Here is a 15,412-nt window from a genome sequence, read left to right as displayed (position 1 = left end):
AGAAATTTCTTCAGCCTAGGTAACGAAGAAGTTAGTCAAACTTGATAGCCGTCACAGGTCTGATGCGCGAAATCAAATACGTGGGAATCAGTACGGCGAGCAGCGATGTGCAGAAGGTAGCCACATTCAGCACCACGATGATGAAAGGGTCCCAATGAATCGGCACCCGATCCATGTAGTAGTTTTCGGGATCGAGCGGAATGAGGTGGAAGAAGTACTGCAAGGCGCAGAAACCTAGCCCGACTAAGTTGCCGTAAAGCATCCCGCGCAACGTAAGACTCAGTCCTCGGAAGAAAAACATACTCCGGATCTGGTTGTCGGTAGCCCCAATGGCTTTCAGCACTCCAATCATGTTGGTGCGCTCCAAGATCATGATAAAAATAGTGGCTACCATGTTGAATGTTGCCACGAAGATGATGAGCAGCAGGAAGATAACTACGTTACGATTCAGCAGTTGCAGCCAGTCGAAGAGCTGCGCGTACTGCTCGGTGATCTTATCCAACTTCAGGTTATAGGGTAGATTCTCATACATGCTCTCCGCCACGGGGTCGAGCTGCTTGAAGTTGCGCAACACCACTTCCACCCCACCCACCAGCGAATCGGGCCAAGCGTTCAGCTCCCGAATCTGGCGAATATCGCCCAGCACAAACACGTCGTCGAACTCATCGAGGCCGGTTTGGTAGATGCCTTTCACCTGGAACTTGCGAACCCTAGGTGGATTCTGGATAAAGTAGAACAGCGCCTCATCCCCTATTTTCAGCCGTAGCTTATCGGCAATCTTGCGGCTGAGCAGCACATCAGTGCTAGCAGAAGTATCGGGGAAGCTCAAAAACTTGCCCGACACCAAGTTTTGCCGCATGGTAGAAGGCGAGGTTTTCTCGTCGATACCTTTCAGCACCACTCCGAGCACTTCGTCGCGGGTTTTAATGATGGCCGTTTTGCGCGCGAAGGGCTGAATGGCTTTTACCTGCGGGAAGCGTCGGAGCTCCGATACCAGCCGCGGCTCGCCAATGGGCTCTACTTCCAGCGAGTTATTGGTGTCGTACTTGCTAATTTGCATGTGCGACCCGAAGGAGAAAATCTTGCTTTGTATCTCATTCCGAAAGCCTTCGAGAATCGCAAACGACACAATCATCACGGCCACGCCAAGGGCAACGCTGATTATGGCTATTTTTGTGACCGACGAGGTAAAAGAACCTGAGTCAGCCCCATCAATCTTGTGGGATATGTAGCGCGCAATGTTCACTGCCGTAAAGCTACACGTCTGTAATCAGTTTTCCAGTTCACTTTTCAGATGTCTTTACCGCTTTTAACCGGCTTATTTAGTCTATCACTGCTCTTTACTGATGGCAGCTGCGTCTCAGCAACCACGCACCTGCCGCAAACGGCTCCATTTGCTACCACGTCAACTTCCGTTCCGAAGCCTAGCTTGCAGACCGGCGCCGAGCAACTCGAACGCTATTTGCCGCAGCTGAAAGGCAAGCGGGTAGGGCTGGTTGTCAACCAAACTTCGCGCCTAGGCCGCTCCCACCTCGTCGATACGCTGCTTGCCCAGGGCATTCAGGTCAAGACTATTTTCGCGCCCGAACATGGCTTCCGGGGCGACGCCGACGCCGGTGCCACCATTCAGGACGGCCTCGATGCTCGCACGAAGCTGCCTGTGCTTTCGCTTTACGGCGCCAACAAAAAGCCCTCAGCCGAGCAATTGGCGGCAGTAGATGTTGTGGTGTTTGATATTCAGGATGTGGGCACGCGCTTCTATACCTACATCAGCACGCTGCACTACGTGATGGAAGCCTGCGCCGAAAACCGAAAGCCGCTCCTCGTCCTCGACCGTCCTAACCCGAACGGATGGTACGTAGATGGACCGATCCGTGAAGCAGGCCTGGAATCCTTCGTTGGCCTCGACCCGTTGCCCATCGTGCACGGCCTGACCGTAGGCGAGCTAGCCCGCATGATCAATGACGAGAAGTGGCTGCCGAAGGGTGCGCAGTGCCCTCTGACTGTAATTCCGATGCAGGGCTACACGCACACCACGCGTTACTCACTGCCGGTGCGCCCCTCCCCCAACCTACCTAACGACCGCGCCATAGCACTTTATCCATCGCTGTGCTTGTTCGAGGGCACCAACGTGAGCGTCGGGCGCGGCACCGATACGCCGTTCCAGTTGCTTGGTAGCCCGACCCAACCGGCTACGCGGCCTTACAAGTTTACGCCTCAACCAACGGCCGGGGCAGCGAAGCCGATGCATCTGAACGTGCTATGCTACGGCCAGGATCTGACCAAGCCGCAAGCTGATGAGAAGCCCGGGTTCACCCTAGCTTATTTGCTAGATTACTACCGGCAGTCGACGACAAAGGACAAGTTCTTCAATAACTTTTTTGAACGGCTAGCGGGCACGAAAGCGCTGCGCGGGCAGATCGAAGCAGGCAAGTCGGAACAAGAAATCCGCAAATCGTGGGAGCCGGGTTTGAGCCAGTTCAAGCAAGCGCGTAAGAAGTACTTGCTGTACACTGATTTTTGATGGTTGAATAGCCAAACTGATTTAACCACCTAGCCACTCACCTCTTCCTATGCTCCGAATCATTTTTATGGGAACGCCCGAGTTTGCGGTGCCCACGTTAGAATCTTTGCTCAGCTGGTCGGGCTGCCAAGTGGTAGCCGTCGTGACGGCGCCCGATAAGCCTGCCGGCCGCGGCCGGCAGCTTGCGGCTTCGGCCGTGAAGCAAGCGGCTGTAGCGCACAGTCTGTCGGTATTGCAACCTACTAACCTGAAATCACCAGAATTTCAAGCCGAACTGAAAAGCTACGCTGCCGACCTGCAAGTAGTAGTAGCCTTTCGCATGCTACCCGAGGCCGTCTGGAACATGCCACGGCTAGGATCTATCAACATTCATGCGTCGCTGCTGCCCCAGTACCGCGGCGCAGCTCCCATCAACTGGGCGCTCATCCACGGTGAGACGGAAACAGGCGTTACGTCTTTTTTCCTACAACACGAAATTGATACGGGCAACCTGATCTTCCAGGACGTAGTGCCCATCACACCCGACGACGACTTCGGCTCCCTCTACGAGAAGCTGAAAACTACGGGAGCCGACCTAGCCCTACGCACCGTGCAAGCCATTGCGGCCGGCACTGCGCCTAGCCTTCCGCAAGCTACCACCAGTGATTTGCGCATGGCCCCCAAGATTCAGAAGGAAACCGGCCGTTTGGATTTCGCCCAGCCAGCTTCGGATCTCGTCAACTTGGTCCGCGGCCTGTCGCCTATCCCAACGGCTTTCACCCAGCTCCCAGATGGCCGCACACTCAAGGTGTTCAAAGCAGCGGCGCTTCCCGAGACCGAAGCAGCCACAGGATCAGCTGGCACATGGCTATCCGACGGTCGTACGTACTTGCGCGTGCAGACGGCAGCTGGTCAGCTCGACTTACTTGATGTGCAGCTAGAAGGGAAGAAACGAATGCCCGTTGCCGAATTCCTGCGCGGTGTGAAAGTAATTGCCAGTTAGCAGTCCTCACAGGAAGACCTAGGCCGTAACACCTGTATCGTTCTTGCACCTTCTTTTCTTAAAGACCACTGTTAGCAGCTTTATTCAACTGATAATGAATAGAGTTGTTAACTTCTACTTGATCAAATGCTCGCTTTCGTAGTAGCCGTTGCAGACAACGGCGTAATTGGCCGCGATAACCAACTTATTTGGCACTTGCCCGCCGACTTACGCCATTTCAAGGAGCTGACCCTAGGTCACCCTATCGTGATGGGTCGGCGCACCTACGAATCGATTGGCCGACCATTGCCTAAGCGTACTAATATTGTTGTGACCAGGCACCCTGACTGGCAAGCTGAGGGCTGCACGGTAGCCTACTCAGTACCGACTGCGCTGGAGCTAGCTCGCCAGCTGGATGAGCAAGTCTTCGTTATTGGTGGGGCGGAAATCTACCGCCAAGCCTTAGCCGCCGCCGACACCATCTATCTTACCGAAGTGCACCACGCCTTCGAGGGTGATGTTTTCTTTCCTGAAATCAACTCCAATGAGTGGCGCGAAACAACGCGCGAGCGGCACGAGCCCGACGACCAGCACGCCTACGCCTTCAGCTTTGTAACACTACAAAAAAGGTAAGCACTGAAAAAAGGAATGGCCTAGCTGCGCAGCTAGGCCATTCCTTTTTTCAGTGCTTACCTTCTGTTATCGTCTAGCGAAGCAGCACAAGTTTGCCCCAATCCTTTTTAAAGGCCTTATCGGTACCAGTGCGACGATGCCCAAACTGGTTTGTGGGGTCGTCCATCACCACGCGGTAGAGGTAAGTACCGTTGGCAAGCTGGTCACCAAATTCATCGGTGCCGTTCCAAGCATACTCGGTGATGTTGTTGCCAATGTGCAAAGGACCTAGCTCGTTCATCAAGATTTCGCGCACCACCTTGCCTGTCAGCGTCATGATCTGAATCTTCATGTTGCGCGGCAGTTCAGAGCCCGTCAGGGTGAACACAAACTTAGCCTTGCTGGTAATTGGGTTCGGATAGGGAAAGACGTTCGTGATGGTCGAAGCGCTGATTACCTCGAAAGAAATCTTGTAGTTCTCCGTACCAGCCGCCGAGTTGTTGGCGTCACGGGCTTGCGCTTCCAAGGTATATACCCCGTCGGGCAGGGGCGCTGATTTACCTGGTTGATACTCTACCCTAGCAATGCCTTTTGTTGAATCAGCACTAAAGATAATGCTAGAGCTGGCCATATCTACCTGCACCGGCGTTGCTTGGCCAGGCCGCGTGAGATACAGATTGAAGTTGCTTGCCTTCGTAACCGGCTGAAGACGGTTCTCATCTTTCAATTGCACCATAATAGCAGGCGTCGGCGATACGATATCTCCGTTTAGAATATGCAAACCATCGAAGGCTACATCTAGCACCGGTGGCACGTTGTTATCTGGTACTGTGAAAGGGGGCAATGGAAGCTGGTTGTTGAAGTAGTTCAGTTCCGGCAGCAAGCGTGGATTCACGTCTACCTCCCCCGTAATAGTCCCAGTGAGCCCAATTACATTAAGCTTCACGGGGAACACCACCGATCCATCAGCTTTGAGCGTAGCGGGAGCCGTAATATCATCCGTGCGCACCACGTTCTTGCCGTCACGAACCGTAATCCTAGCTTTCAGCGGAGTGCCAAAGTCCACGGCGGATACGTTCTGGAAGGTAACCGGCAACGTAATGTAGCCCGTTGTAGTGGCCTGTTGTAGCAGCGTAGCGGCATCGTAAGCCGTGACAGGCGTTACTAGGTCACGCCGTACAACGCCCTCAGGAACTCCCTGGTATGCGACCAGCCATTGCTCCAACTGTGGCGCCGTCCGGTTGAGGGTATCGCGCAACTCCAGCACGAGTTGTAAGTACGGATATTCCTTAGCTGATACGCTACTGAGCGCCAGAGCTCGGTTGGTTACGTTCGAGTTTAGCACCGTCTCTGTACCAGCCGCATCAATCCCTACGAGGCGTAGCGTGTAGCTATCAGAAGCTTCCGTCCGGACGGTGTGGTAGAGCGTATTCCACTGCTGAGCCGGCCCGATGCGCGTGGAGGTGATGGTTGCTTTTCCGGTCTGGGTACGCATAGTAGCACTTAGCGCAACTACTTGTTCAGCCCGCGGCACCGTGCTGCTTGCGTCGTAGCTAAGTTCCTGCACGGGGTTAGCACCGGCTCCTGCTTGCCCTACGAAAGCAAATGGGTCACCATCCTGCAACTGATTAATAAGTCGCGAGCCGAGGCTTGCTAGTTTTGCCTTCAACGCGGGCGTAAACGTGGAGAAGTTTACCCGGTTCATAGAAACCATGGCCACGTAAGCACCTTCCGGCACTTCATTGAGCAGTTCTAGCAGCCTGTTTTGCTCAGCTGATGTATTGATATTATCTGAGCCGCTGCTGGCGAAATGATAGAAGAACTGATCTTCCTGACCGCACATGTAATAGCGGTTGCCAAACTTCGGCACGCGCTTGAAAGAACGCCCGTTAAACACGGCCACCAATATATTGGGCAACCCTGTCGAACAGTTATTCACGTAAGGGCTGCTGCTATTGAGCACCGTAATACCATATGAATTCTGGAAAGTTGGTCCTGCTCCAGTGCTTCCTCCCTGCGTACGCAACGTTAGTCCCTGCGTCACTTCACTGAAGGCCCACTTACCCGATGGCGCCGCCACGTTCAACCCATCCGTAAGTGCATCGCGCTGAAACTGCCCATGATGGCTCTGCGACCAGCCGCCGGCACTACCCGTAATTACCCGGAAAGAGCTAGTAGCCCACTCAGGGTTCTCACCCGTCTGCGGCGCTTGGAAGCGCAAACGCCAGTACCACACCACACTGTCGCGCCCGGCGATGGACGGAAGCGTGGGGCGCCACTCAGCTAGCAATGTACCATCGACCTGCGTGCGACGCACCAGTGGGCTATTGAACGTTGGCACGGTATCTAGCTCCATGTCATACTTACGCTGGGCCCCTTTCAGGTCATTAGTCTGCCCAACCAAATGCACAGCGTTAGAAGCTACAATGCCGAACTCGGGTGGATTAAGCGCCGTTACGCCACCTTGCAAAAAGCTGAAGTTGATGCTAGCCTGATTGTTTGTTTCATCAAGCTCGTCTACTTCGTTCTTGTAGTCCACATTGACCACAAACCGGTTGTCACCGAATACAAGGCCTGTATTTGGAATTTCAATAGCATACGTGGTATCGCGCCACGCCTGTCGGAAAGCCTTGGGCGTAATTAAGCGGGGAGGCTGTCCCGTAATCTGACGCGAAACGGAGATGCGGACCGAATCATAGGTAACCTTGCCCGTATTTTTCACTTTTACCAGCAGGTTAAATTTCTCCGATGAAGCCTGCACGGGCTCTGTGCCTATCGACTTGATTTGCAACAAACTATCGGCAGTTACAAAGTCAGGTTTTGCGGGTGCGTAGAGCTTCAGTGCGGGGTCGCCTTGCCAGATGGTGCTCATCAGCATATTGATGCCCGCAGCGTTGCTACCGCCCGGAGTGCTGCTCACGTAAAGTGGCATGAGCCGCCGTGCTACTTCATTCTGAATTACGGCAACTGGCTTTCCGTACCAGTCTGGTTCGTTGAACAGTAGCTTATACAGCAGGTCGGCGTAGGTATCCAGATTGGAGTCAAAGCCAAAGCTAGATTCGGCCATGAACCCGATCAAGCCTCTGTCAGCAGCAAGCGTCCATTGGGTACCAAAGGAAATATTGGAATCGCCAATGGTGAAAGCATTGCCCGCCGCACAGCCATAGAAGAACATGACTGGGTACTTACCCTTGTTGTTGTAGTTATTGGTTGGGTCGTTTACGTTACCTAGGTTCAGGTCGAAAGTATTCAGAGAGCCGTGCCCGAAGTACGTCATCAACGACAGCCCATTGTTCAACTCCGACGCAATGTTGATGTTAACCGGGAAGCTGTCGTAGCTACCCACCGTGGAGCGGGTATAGGTCTTCACGACTTTCCCCCCGAAAAGTGGCCGTTCTACGTGTAACCTATAGTTGTTTAAATAACCTTGAAACTGAGCAAATTGGCTAGGATCTTCGCCACCTGCCAAGTGTAGCACGTTTTTGCGCCAAGGGGCCAAGCCAGTTGCTTCGTGCTCTTTTAGCTTATTTAAATAGTTCAGCACATCTGTTGGCGTTTGCGCTGAAATTCGCCCGGTGGCCATTTTTGCTACGTAATCATCATTTTGCCAATCAGCCGTAAAGAAGGCGTCGGAAGCGCTACGGGTACTTGTCGGCACTAAGTCTTTAACAGGCCACGAGTTAGGGGCTTGCCGGTGATACGCATACAAATATTCACCCGTAATCAGGCCCTTACCCATGAGCAGCAAGCTCTTAGGGCGGCTGTCAGTTAGCATCCACTGCGCAAACTGCCGGATAGCTAGGGCTGACTTTTCCCCGTAGTGAAACTGGTTGTACAACTGCTCTGATGTAACAACCAATGTATCGTAACGACCACCACTGATGGAAGCTCGGTAATCGGCGTAGGCGCGCACTGGGTTAGCAACACTGCCCACAGGTTTCATCAAGGCCGTATTGCTCACAAGCAGGAAGTTATGGGCACTGGGCGTGATGGTTCGGAACCGTATTCTCTGCGCAGGCAGCGGCACCAGTGGCCGGGCCATATCCGCTACTAATAATTGCCGCGTGCGACTAACCGCCGCCGGAAAGACAAAGCCCCGTTTTGTATCGCTGACAGATTGTCCCTCAATACGTTGCACGTTATAAGCATCCGTCACATCGTAGCCCCGAGTGGTACTTGGAATTGTATCCAACACAAAATACGGTTGCCCACCCAGCGTGGAATCGTTGGAGAATGCTACACTCCGGCGGTTAGCGAACCATCGGTTCGTTTGTGGGTAAGTAACCCGTTCGTAACCAATTCGGTACCGATCCTCAATACCACCCGTTGGGGTTGGTACTTGACTTTTGGTAAATAGCGTGAGCCGACCGTTCCGGCTTATATCGGAACGCTCAAACTCGAAACGGCCCTTCGTCTGCGAGTAACCGAGGTACTGTACGTTACCTAGGTCTCGGTTATCTGAATCACCGCCGCCAGGGTACCGGATATATGTCTTAGTAATATGGTTGACCGACGTGTTGCCCGAATAGAGAACTTCTAGGCGTGGTTTGGGTCCGCTAGCCGAGATGCTCCGGATTGAATCCACGTAGAAAAATGGAAAAGAAGTAGAGCGAGCCTGATCCGACATAAAGCCCTCCTGAGGCTCAGCCCACGCCTGCCACACAAAGCTATCCATGCTGATATCGGAGTAACGAAACGTCTCAATAGTTGTAGCGGTCTGCATCCGATAGGGATGCGGCGTGCCCGTACCCGCTAGGTTCGATTCGCTCATGCGCTTGCCTTGTGCAGTGGCAGACACTGTTAGGAAGTACGCAGCGGTATCGGTGTAGAGGCTGTATAAGTTGTGCGGCTGGTCGCTGGCCTGTTTGTACATCCCCCGGTCGAGCTGCCCGTCGTTGCGCTGCCCGTAAAACTCGACGAAGGTCGTTGGGTCTAAGGAGGCTTGATTGCCTCCGACATAGATGGCGACTTCCTTACCTCGGCGCCACAACTGCACCCGACGTGGATCGGCACTAGTTAAGCCCGCTTGCGTCAGATATTGATAATCGAGCTTATATAAGCCGTTTTGGGCAACCTTGATCTTGTAGTATTGCTGACCTGGCACAATCCACTCGTTGCCATAAGGCCCTGACTGCGCCACCGCTGAGCCAGTGCCCAACAGGAACAAGCTAAAAAACAGGCACCAACTCAGTAGCTGGTAAAAACGGTAACGTTGTAGCATCCGGTAATAAATAGGAATGTCACGGATAGGTCAGACAACTGCCCAACTCGGCAGTGTTCTTATCAAAAGTTGTACCCTAGCTGCTCGTTATTTGAATCCGTAGCCGAGCGAGACAATAATCGAGTTGGCATTCGTACCACCTAGCTTCTCAACCGCCAACCGCGACAACGCCAAATCGAGCCGCAAGCCGCTCAGCATCACGCCGACCCCAAGGCTAGGTTGCACGGTCCACTCCTTTTCGCCTGAAATGGAAGCGTCAATTTGCTGGATGTTGCTCACGCCACCGCGCAAGAAAACCAAGTTGTTGTATCCCAATTCGACGCCCGCGTGCGGGTCTATGCTTGCAAAGCTAGACGAGACCAGCGTGTTACGCTTGCCATCGGTAGTAATGTCGAAATCGGCAGCGGCGAGAGCAGTGAACTGGCCGGGTAACTGGAAGCTACGCCCCACCCCTAGGATAAAGCGAGGCAGCGTAATTTCATTTCCGTTTTTGGGAGTTGGGACGCCCACATTAGCGGAGCTTTTGAAGGCCTCTGTATTAATCTGCCACGCGTTAAACGTCGTCGTAATGTCGCGGGCCAGAAGACCTAGGCGCCAATTGCCGTGGTTGTATTGCACACCCGCATCGATGCCAAATCCATATGCATTAGCAAAATCACCAACGTTTCGGTAGATAATCTTGCCATTCACCCCAACAGACAGCCCTTCTACATTACCGATTTTGCGGGCGTACGAGAGTAGCAAGGCATAATCGGCAACCGAGAAATAGGTGATCTTATTGTAGTCGATGTACCCGTAAGAGTTGACGAGTTCCAACGTGTTGGCAATGTCGTCGACCCCCACGCGCACGATGCTCGCCCCTATAGTCGTCTTATCGTCCAGAGGCATGGCAAAGCCCGCATAATCATTCTTGACGATGCCGGAAAACAACTCGGAGTGCATAAGCACGGCGTCGTACTTATTCTTGAGATTAGCTAGGCCAGCCGGATTCCAGAAGCCGGCGGTAGCATCGGTAGCTAAGCTAGCCTGCACTTTGCCCATGCCTAGGGCCCGGCCACCCACGCCGATGTTCAGAAACTCATTGCTGTATTTAGGAGTGACATCCTTCGATTGCCCAGCAGCCGAAGCTGCCAAGCCGAGCGTGAGGCTAGTTCCCAGAAGTAGTTTGGCAATAGTAGAGAAGTGCAGCATAGAATAAGAAAAGAGACGAACGGTTAATCCGCAGTCGAACGCAAGATACTTAATTATAGTGCGTCCCAAGTTCTCGACTACTAGCCATCTTAACACAAATCAGACCATTAGCTTTTTCAGATTCTTCCTCACTTTGAAGATTAAAGCAACTCTATTGACTTCTGAGTAAAAGTTTTTCCTACGTATAACTTATTGTATATCATTATTTTATCCAAACACCCCGCTAGCTGTGAGAAGGTCATGAATTTCATACAGTACTTTTTTTGCTTTAGTACCTTGCTTTGCATAGTACCTTTTGCTATCTTTGTCTCATTCTTCACCGATTTCTGCCTCAGCCATGAAAGTAGAGAACACCCAAGTGCAGATGCGGAAGGGCATTCTGGAGTTCTGCATCCTGGAAATCATTGCCCGCGGCGAGGTCTATGCGTCGGACATGCTGGAGGAACTCACCGCCGCCCGCATGATCGTGGTAGAGGGCACCCTCTACCCGCTACTGACCCGCCTGAAAAATGCCGGCTTGCTCGACTACACGTGGAAGGAGTCCACGAGCGGCCCGCCCCGCAAATACTACACGCTTACGCCCACCGGGCAGGAGTTTCTGCACGAACTCCGCCTAACATGGGAAGAGGTGTCGGACTCCATTCGCATCATTCGTCAGAAGCCGCACGCCAACGGCTCCGCCCCGCCGCAGGCCTGAATGCCCCGGTCCAGTTTTTTTCGAGTTAATCTTGAATTGCAGCACTGAGATGAAAAAGAACATCAGCATCAACCTCCAAGGCCTGATCTTCCACATTGAAGAAGACGGCTACGAAGTGCTCAGCCGCTATCTGGCCGAGGTAAGATCGCACTTCAGCAGCTACCGCGGCCACGAAGAAATTGTGGCCGATATCGAGAGCCGCATCGCCGAGCTATTCTCCGCTCGGGTATCTACCAGCAAGCAGGTCATCACCTTCGATGATGTGCAGGAGATGGTAGCCAAAATGGGACGGGTCAGTGATTTCCAATCGGCCGACGAGGCGGAGGAGGAAGAGGAAGCATTGGCGGGTGGGGCAGCTACCTATTCTGAGTATACGGCGAATGGCACGGCAGCAGCAGGTGCCACTACCAGCACCGCAACAGAGCCCAAACGCCTGTACCGCGACATGGCCAACCGGAAGATTGCGGGTGTGGCCGCGGGGCTAGCTCGTTATTTTTCCACTAACCCGCTATGGTTCCGGCTAGGCTTCTTGGGGCTTTTCATTGCTTTACCGGTTCTCTTCGATGATACGCGTTTAGAGGACTTGGGAGGAAAACTAGCGGGCCTGGCATTCATCAGCTACATCGTGTTGTGGATTGCCTTACCCAAGCGCTTCGACACCCCTCCTACTAACGACGATCCGACTTTTCGGAAGCTCTACCGCGACACGGACAATGGCAAAGTAGGTGGCGTATCGGCAGGCCTAGCTGCTTACTTCAAGACCGATGTAGTACTCATTCGCGTTCTGTTTGTAGCGTTTGTCTTTGCTGGTGGCTTTGCTATCCCGCTCTACATCATCCTTTGGATTTTGCTGCCCGAAGCCAAAACGGTTTCCGACAAAATGCGGATGCGTGGCGATGCCGTTACGTTATCAAGCATCGATAACTCTCTGCGTAACAACGTAGCAGATGGCAACGGAGCTAGCTCAAGCCGACCTGTAGGTACGTTTCTGGAAGAGTTGTTTCGGAACCTAGGTCCTCTCTTTGCCTTCGTGGGCACTGCCATCCGGTGGTTTGTGGGCATCATGCTTGTCATCACTGGTTTCTCTATGCTCCTGGGCTTTACCATCGCCCTAGGTGTGGCGTTAGGCTTGCTTCCAGAATCGCAGGGCTTTATCCACACGGGTCCTTTTCCACCTTACCTCTTCACGAATGGAGTACCCATTTGGTCTCTGCTAGCCTTCTACCTCATTGTAGGAATCCCTTCGCTGGCGATGCTCTTGTTAGGGCTTGGATTGATGCTGCGCCGCTCTGTCATGACGCGCACTACGAGCTTGTCGCTCCTAGGTTTGTGGCTCTTGAGTGTGGTAGGAACTAGTATTGCAGGAGTACGTATCAGCCGTGATTTTCAGGATGAAGGCTCGTACGCTACTACCCGGAAGTTTGCCCCCATAGCATACCCAACGGTAGTGATGCAGACACACGATTTCGACAACAGCATAACTCGTCCGCGTATTACACTGGTGAGTGCCGATAGCGGCGAGGTGATTCGGATGGAGCAGGAGGTTTCAGCTCGTGGAATCAACGAAACCGCCGCCATCGAAACCGCCGCCAACAGCGTAACCTACGGCGTACAGCAGCGCGACTCAGTGCTTACATTCGATGAGAGCGTTCGTTTCCGTCCTGGTGCCTCGTTCCGCGACCAAAAGATATTGTTGGTACTTCACCTGCCTAAAAACAAAACGTACCGCTTGTCCAATGATTTTGGTTACCTGCTCGATGACGAAGCTTTTGTAAACGACCACCGTCCCGAGAATGTAGAAAAGCGCCGTTTCCGTCTGCGTGGCAATCAGCTAGAGTGTATTACCTGCACTCCAGAGGAGATGAATGAAGCCCGCGACAATGACAACAGCGACGGCGGCGATGTGCATGTGGACCTAGGGAATGGCGACGACGTGCACGTTCGTGTCGACACTGACGACGACAAAGATGGAGACGTAAATGTGAAAGTAGACGTCGACCGGGCTAGCTTTCCTACAGAGCTAAATGACTATGGCTCCGGCCGGCGTACCTTCAATGAAAGTGGCTTTGAACGTGTTGAGGCCAGCGGCGCCTACCGCGTCTATGTACGGCAAGGCGGCGAGTTCAAAGTGGAAGCTGCCGGCGATGAGCGCGACCTACGCGACCTGCGCGTAGACACGGATGGCGGCAAGCTGGTGATTCGTAACCGTAACTCGGGCTCATGGTTCAACTTCTCCAAAAACACACGTAGCCCTGTGCTGATCCGCATTCAGGTGCCCACGCTCCGTTCTTTGGACCTGAGTGGCGCTTGCCGCGCCGACGTAGCAGGCTTCAAAGGCGAGGCCATGAGTGTTGGCCAGTCGGGGGCTAGTGCTGCTATCTTGGATGTAGACGTACCTCGCCTCGACCTCGACTTGAGTGGTGCCTGCCGCACCGACTTGCGAGGCCAGGCCAACGAATTCCACGCTGAAGGTTCTGGCGCCTGCCAGATCCAAGCCCTCGACCTTCAGGTTGACAAGGCTAACCTTGAGCTAAGCGGTGTGAGCCGGGCACGGGTACGGGTAGCCAACGAGTTGCGCACCGACCTGAGCGGCGCCTGCCACGTGGATTATGCCGGCAACCCTACCGAAGTTAAAAACGAAACGTCTGGCTCTTCGCGGGTACGGCACATAACGGAGTAACGGAACAAGTGAGTAGCTGAGTAATGGTATTCCATGATTTACTCAGCTACTCACTTGTACACAGTTAGTTTTCTGAAACAGGGGAGGCAAGTGGTGAGCTGTCTCCCGGAGGAAGTCCTCTTGTCTTTCCGAGCTGCAACAGGAAGGCAAAGGCTTCCTCCATTTCGTTTCGGATCTTGCCGTCTAAGATGGCTTCTAATACAGCATCCTTCAACTCACCTACTTCACGGGAAGGTTTTAGGCCAAAAGTCTGCATAATGACTTCGCCCGTAATAACAGGCTTGAAGTTACGCAGATGGTCTTTCTCTTCTACATCCTTCAGCTTCTGCTCGACCACGGCGAAGTTGCGCAGATAACGCGCAACACGCTGGTGGTCTTTGCTGGTAATATCGGCTCGGCATAGCGTCATCAGGCGGTCAATGTCGTCGCCAGACTCAAAGAGCAGGCGTCGTACAGCTGAATCCGTCACAGTTTCTTTTACCAAGGCAATCGGACGCAAATGCAACCGCACGAGCTTCTGCACTTGGCGCATTTCTTCTCCTAGGGGCAGCTTGAGGTCAGTAAAAATCTGCGGTACCCAGCGCGCTCCTTTGTCCTCATGCCCGTGGAAAGTCCAGCCAACTTTTGGATCCAAGCGCTTGGTTGCGGGTTTTGCAATATCGTGCAGAATGGCAGCCCACCGCAGCCACAAGTCACCGCCCGCCGCAGCGACGTTATCTAGCACCTGTAAAGTGTGGTAGAAATTATCCTTGTGAGCGTGCTGCCCCACGCGCTCCACACCGTAGAGCTGCGCCATTTTAGGAAAGATCAACTGCAACAACCCACTTTGAAACAGAAGCTTAAAGCCGTAGCTAGGTTTGGTTGCCTCAATGATCTTGTTTAGCTCTACCGTAATCCGCTCCTGCGACACGATCTTGATCCGATCCTTGTTGCGCGCTATAGCATCATAGGTATCCGGCTCAATATCAAAGTCGAGCTGCGTGGCAAAGCGCACGGCCCGCATCATGCGCAACGGGTCGTCGGAGAAGGTAACATCCGGGTCGAGCGGGGTGCGAATAGTTTTACGTCTCAGGTCCCCCACTCCATCGTAACGGTCGACTAAAGCCCCAAAGTCTTCTGGGTTGAGACTCAACCCTAAGGCATTGATCGTAAAGTCGCGCCGAGCTAGGTCCTCTTCCAGCGTACCGGCTTCCACTTCCGGCTTCCGCGAATCAGATCGGTAGCTTTCTTTGCGGGCACCCACAAATTCAACTTCTATCTCCGGCGTCGGCAGCATAGCCGTTCCGAAGTTCTTGAACACGGTAACCCGTGGCCGTCCCGGCAGTTTTTTGCCAACGGCTTGTGCTAGCTCAATACCATTGCCCACGCACACCACGTCCACATCTTTGCTCGGTCTTTCTAAAGCAAGGTCACGCACAAAGCCCCCTATTACGTAGGCCGGATACCCTAGCTCACCGGCCGCGGCAGCAATGGTTTGAAACAAAGGAAGATCAGGGAGTTGGGGAGACTTCATGGGCAGATCAGGA

General features: G+C 53.4%; 9 protein-coding genes. 5 read left to right on the top strand and 4 right to left on the bottom strand.

Features of this window, described 5'->3' with window-relative positions; genetic code table 11:
- Positions 1-31: 31 nt before the first annotated feature.
- A complete protein-coding gene (locus SD425_RS08210) occupies positions 32-1,246 on the bottom strand; it encodes an ABC transporter permease (RefSeq protein ID WP_324677313.1) in 1,215 nt (404 codons plus the stop codon).
- Between the two features lie 48 nt (positions 1,247-1,294).
- Between SD425_RS08210 and SD425_RS08205 the strand changes: the two genes are divergently transcribed.
- The 3 genes from SD425_RS08205 (at position 1,295) to SD425_RS08195 (ending at position 4,118) form a co-directional block, all read left to right on the top strand.
- Entirely contained in the window at positions 1,295-2,524 is a 1,230-nt protein-coding gene (locus SD425_RS08205; RefSeq protein WP_324677311.1) for a DUF1343 domain-containing protein, read from the top strand.
- A gap of 49 nt (positions 2,525-2,573) precedes the next feature.
- On the top strand, positions 2,574-3,506 hold the full coding sequence (fmt, locus tag SD425_RS08200) for a methionyl-tRNA formyltransferase (protein WP_324677309.1): 933 nt from the start codon (positions 2,574-2,576) through the stop codon (positions 3,504-3,506).
- A 126-nt stretch (positions 3,507-3,632) separates the two neighbouring features.
- A complete protein-coding gene (locus tag SD425_RS08195) occupies positions 3,633-4,118 on the top strand; it encodes a dihydrofolate reductase (protein WP_324677307.1) in 486 nt (161 codons plus the stop codon).
- Positions 4,119-4,191: 73 nt separating this feature from the next.
- On the opposite strand, the gene SD425_RS08190 is transcribed toward SD425_RS08195, so the two are convergent.
- Positions 4,192-9,318: a C25 family cysteine peptidase gene (locus SD425_RS08190; RefSeq protein WP_324677305.1), complete on the bottom strand. Its 5,127-nt coding sequence runs from the start codon at positions 9,316-9,318 to the stop codon at positions 4,192-4,194.
- 87 nt (positions 9,319-9,405) lie between these two features.
- Positions 9,406-10,509: a PorV/PorQ family protein gene (locus SD425_RS08185; protein ID WP_324677303.1), complete on the bottom strand. Its 1,104-nt coding sequence runs from the start codon at positions 10,507-10,509 to the stop codon at positions 9,406-9,408.
- Between the two features lie 337 nt (positions 10,510-10,846).
- On the opposite strand from SD425_RS08185, the gene SD425_RS08180 reads away from it, so the two are divergent.
- Both SD425_RS08180 and SD425_RS08175 read left to right on the top strand, forming a co-directional pair.
- Complete coding sequence (locus SD425_RS08180) at positions 10,847-11,206, top strand: PadR family transcriptional regulator (protein ID WP_086594019.1); 360 nt, start codon at positions 10,847-10,849, stop codon at positions 11,204-11,206.
- Between the two features lie 49 nt (positions 11,207-11,255).
- On the top strand, positions 11,256-13,886 hold the full coding sequence (locus tag SD425_RS08175) for a PspC domain-containing protein (protein ID WP_324677301.1): 2,631 nt from the start codon (positions 11,256-11,258) through the stop codon (positions 13,884-13,886).
- 64 nt (positions 13,887-13,950) lie between these two features.
- On the opposite strand, the gene SD425_RS08170 is transcribed toward SD425_RS08175, so the two are convergent.
- Complete coding sequence (locus tag SD425_RS08170; protein ID WP_324677298.1) at positions 13,951-15,399, bottom strand: CCA tRNA nucleotidyltransferase; 1,449 nt, start codon at positions 15,397-15,399, stop codon at positions 13,951-13,953.
- Between the last annotated feature and the right edge of the window lie 13 nt (positions 15,400-15,412).

Source organism: Hymenobacter sp. GOD-10R (assembly GCF_035609205.1).
GTDB lineage: Bacteria > Bacteroidota > Bacteroidia > Cytophagales > Hymenobacteraceae > Hymenobacter.
Note: the sequence above shows the minus strand (reverse complement) of the source record. Positions and strands in the feature narration are given on the sequence as shown.

Excerpts from the sequence above, each read along its gene's own strand:
- SD425_RS08205 (WP_324677311.1), top strand. The coding sequence starts at position 1,295 with ATGTCTTTACCGCTTTTAACCGGCTTATTTAGTCTATCACTGCTCTTT.
- fmt (WP_324677309.1), top strand. The coding sequence starts at position 2,574 with ATGCTCCGAATCATTTTTATGGGAACGCCCGAGTTTGCGGTGCCCACG.
- SD425_RS08195 (WP_324677307.1), top strand. The coding sequence starts at position 3,633 with ATGCTCGCTTTCGTAGTAGCCGTTGCAGACAACGGCGTAATTGGCCGC.
- SD425_RS08190 (WP_324677305.1), bottom strand. The coding sequence starts at position 9,318 with ATGCTACAACGTTACCGTTTTTACCAGCTACTGAGTTGGTGCCTGTTT.
- SD425_RS08185 (WP_324677303.1), bottom strand. The coding sequence starts at position 10,509 with ATGCTGCACTTCTCTACTATTGCCAAACTACTTCTGGGAACTAGCCTC.
- SD425_RS08180 (WP_086594019.1), top strand. The coding sequence starts at position 10,847 with ATGAAAGTAGAGAACACCCAAGTGCAGATGCGGAAGGGCATTCTGGAG.
- SD425_RS08175 (WP_324677301.1), top strand. The coding sequence starts at position 11,256 with ATGAAAAAGAACATCAGCATCAACCTCCAAGGCCTGATCTTCCACATT.
- SD425_RS08170 (WP_324677298.1), bottom strand. The coding sequence starts at position 15,399 with ATGAAGTCTCCCCAACTCCCTGATCTTCCTTTGTTTCAAACCATTGCT.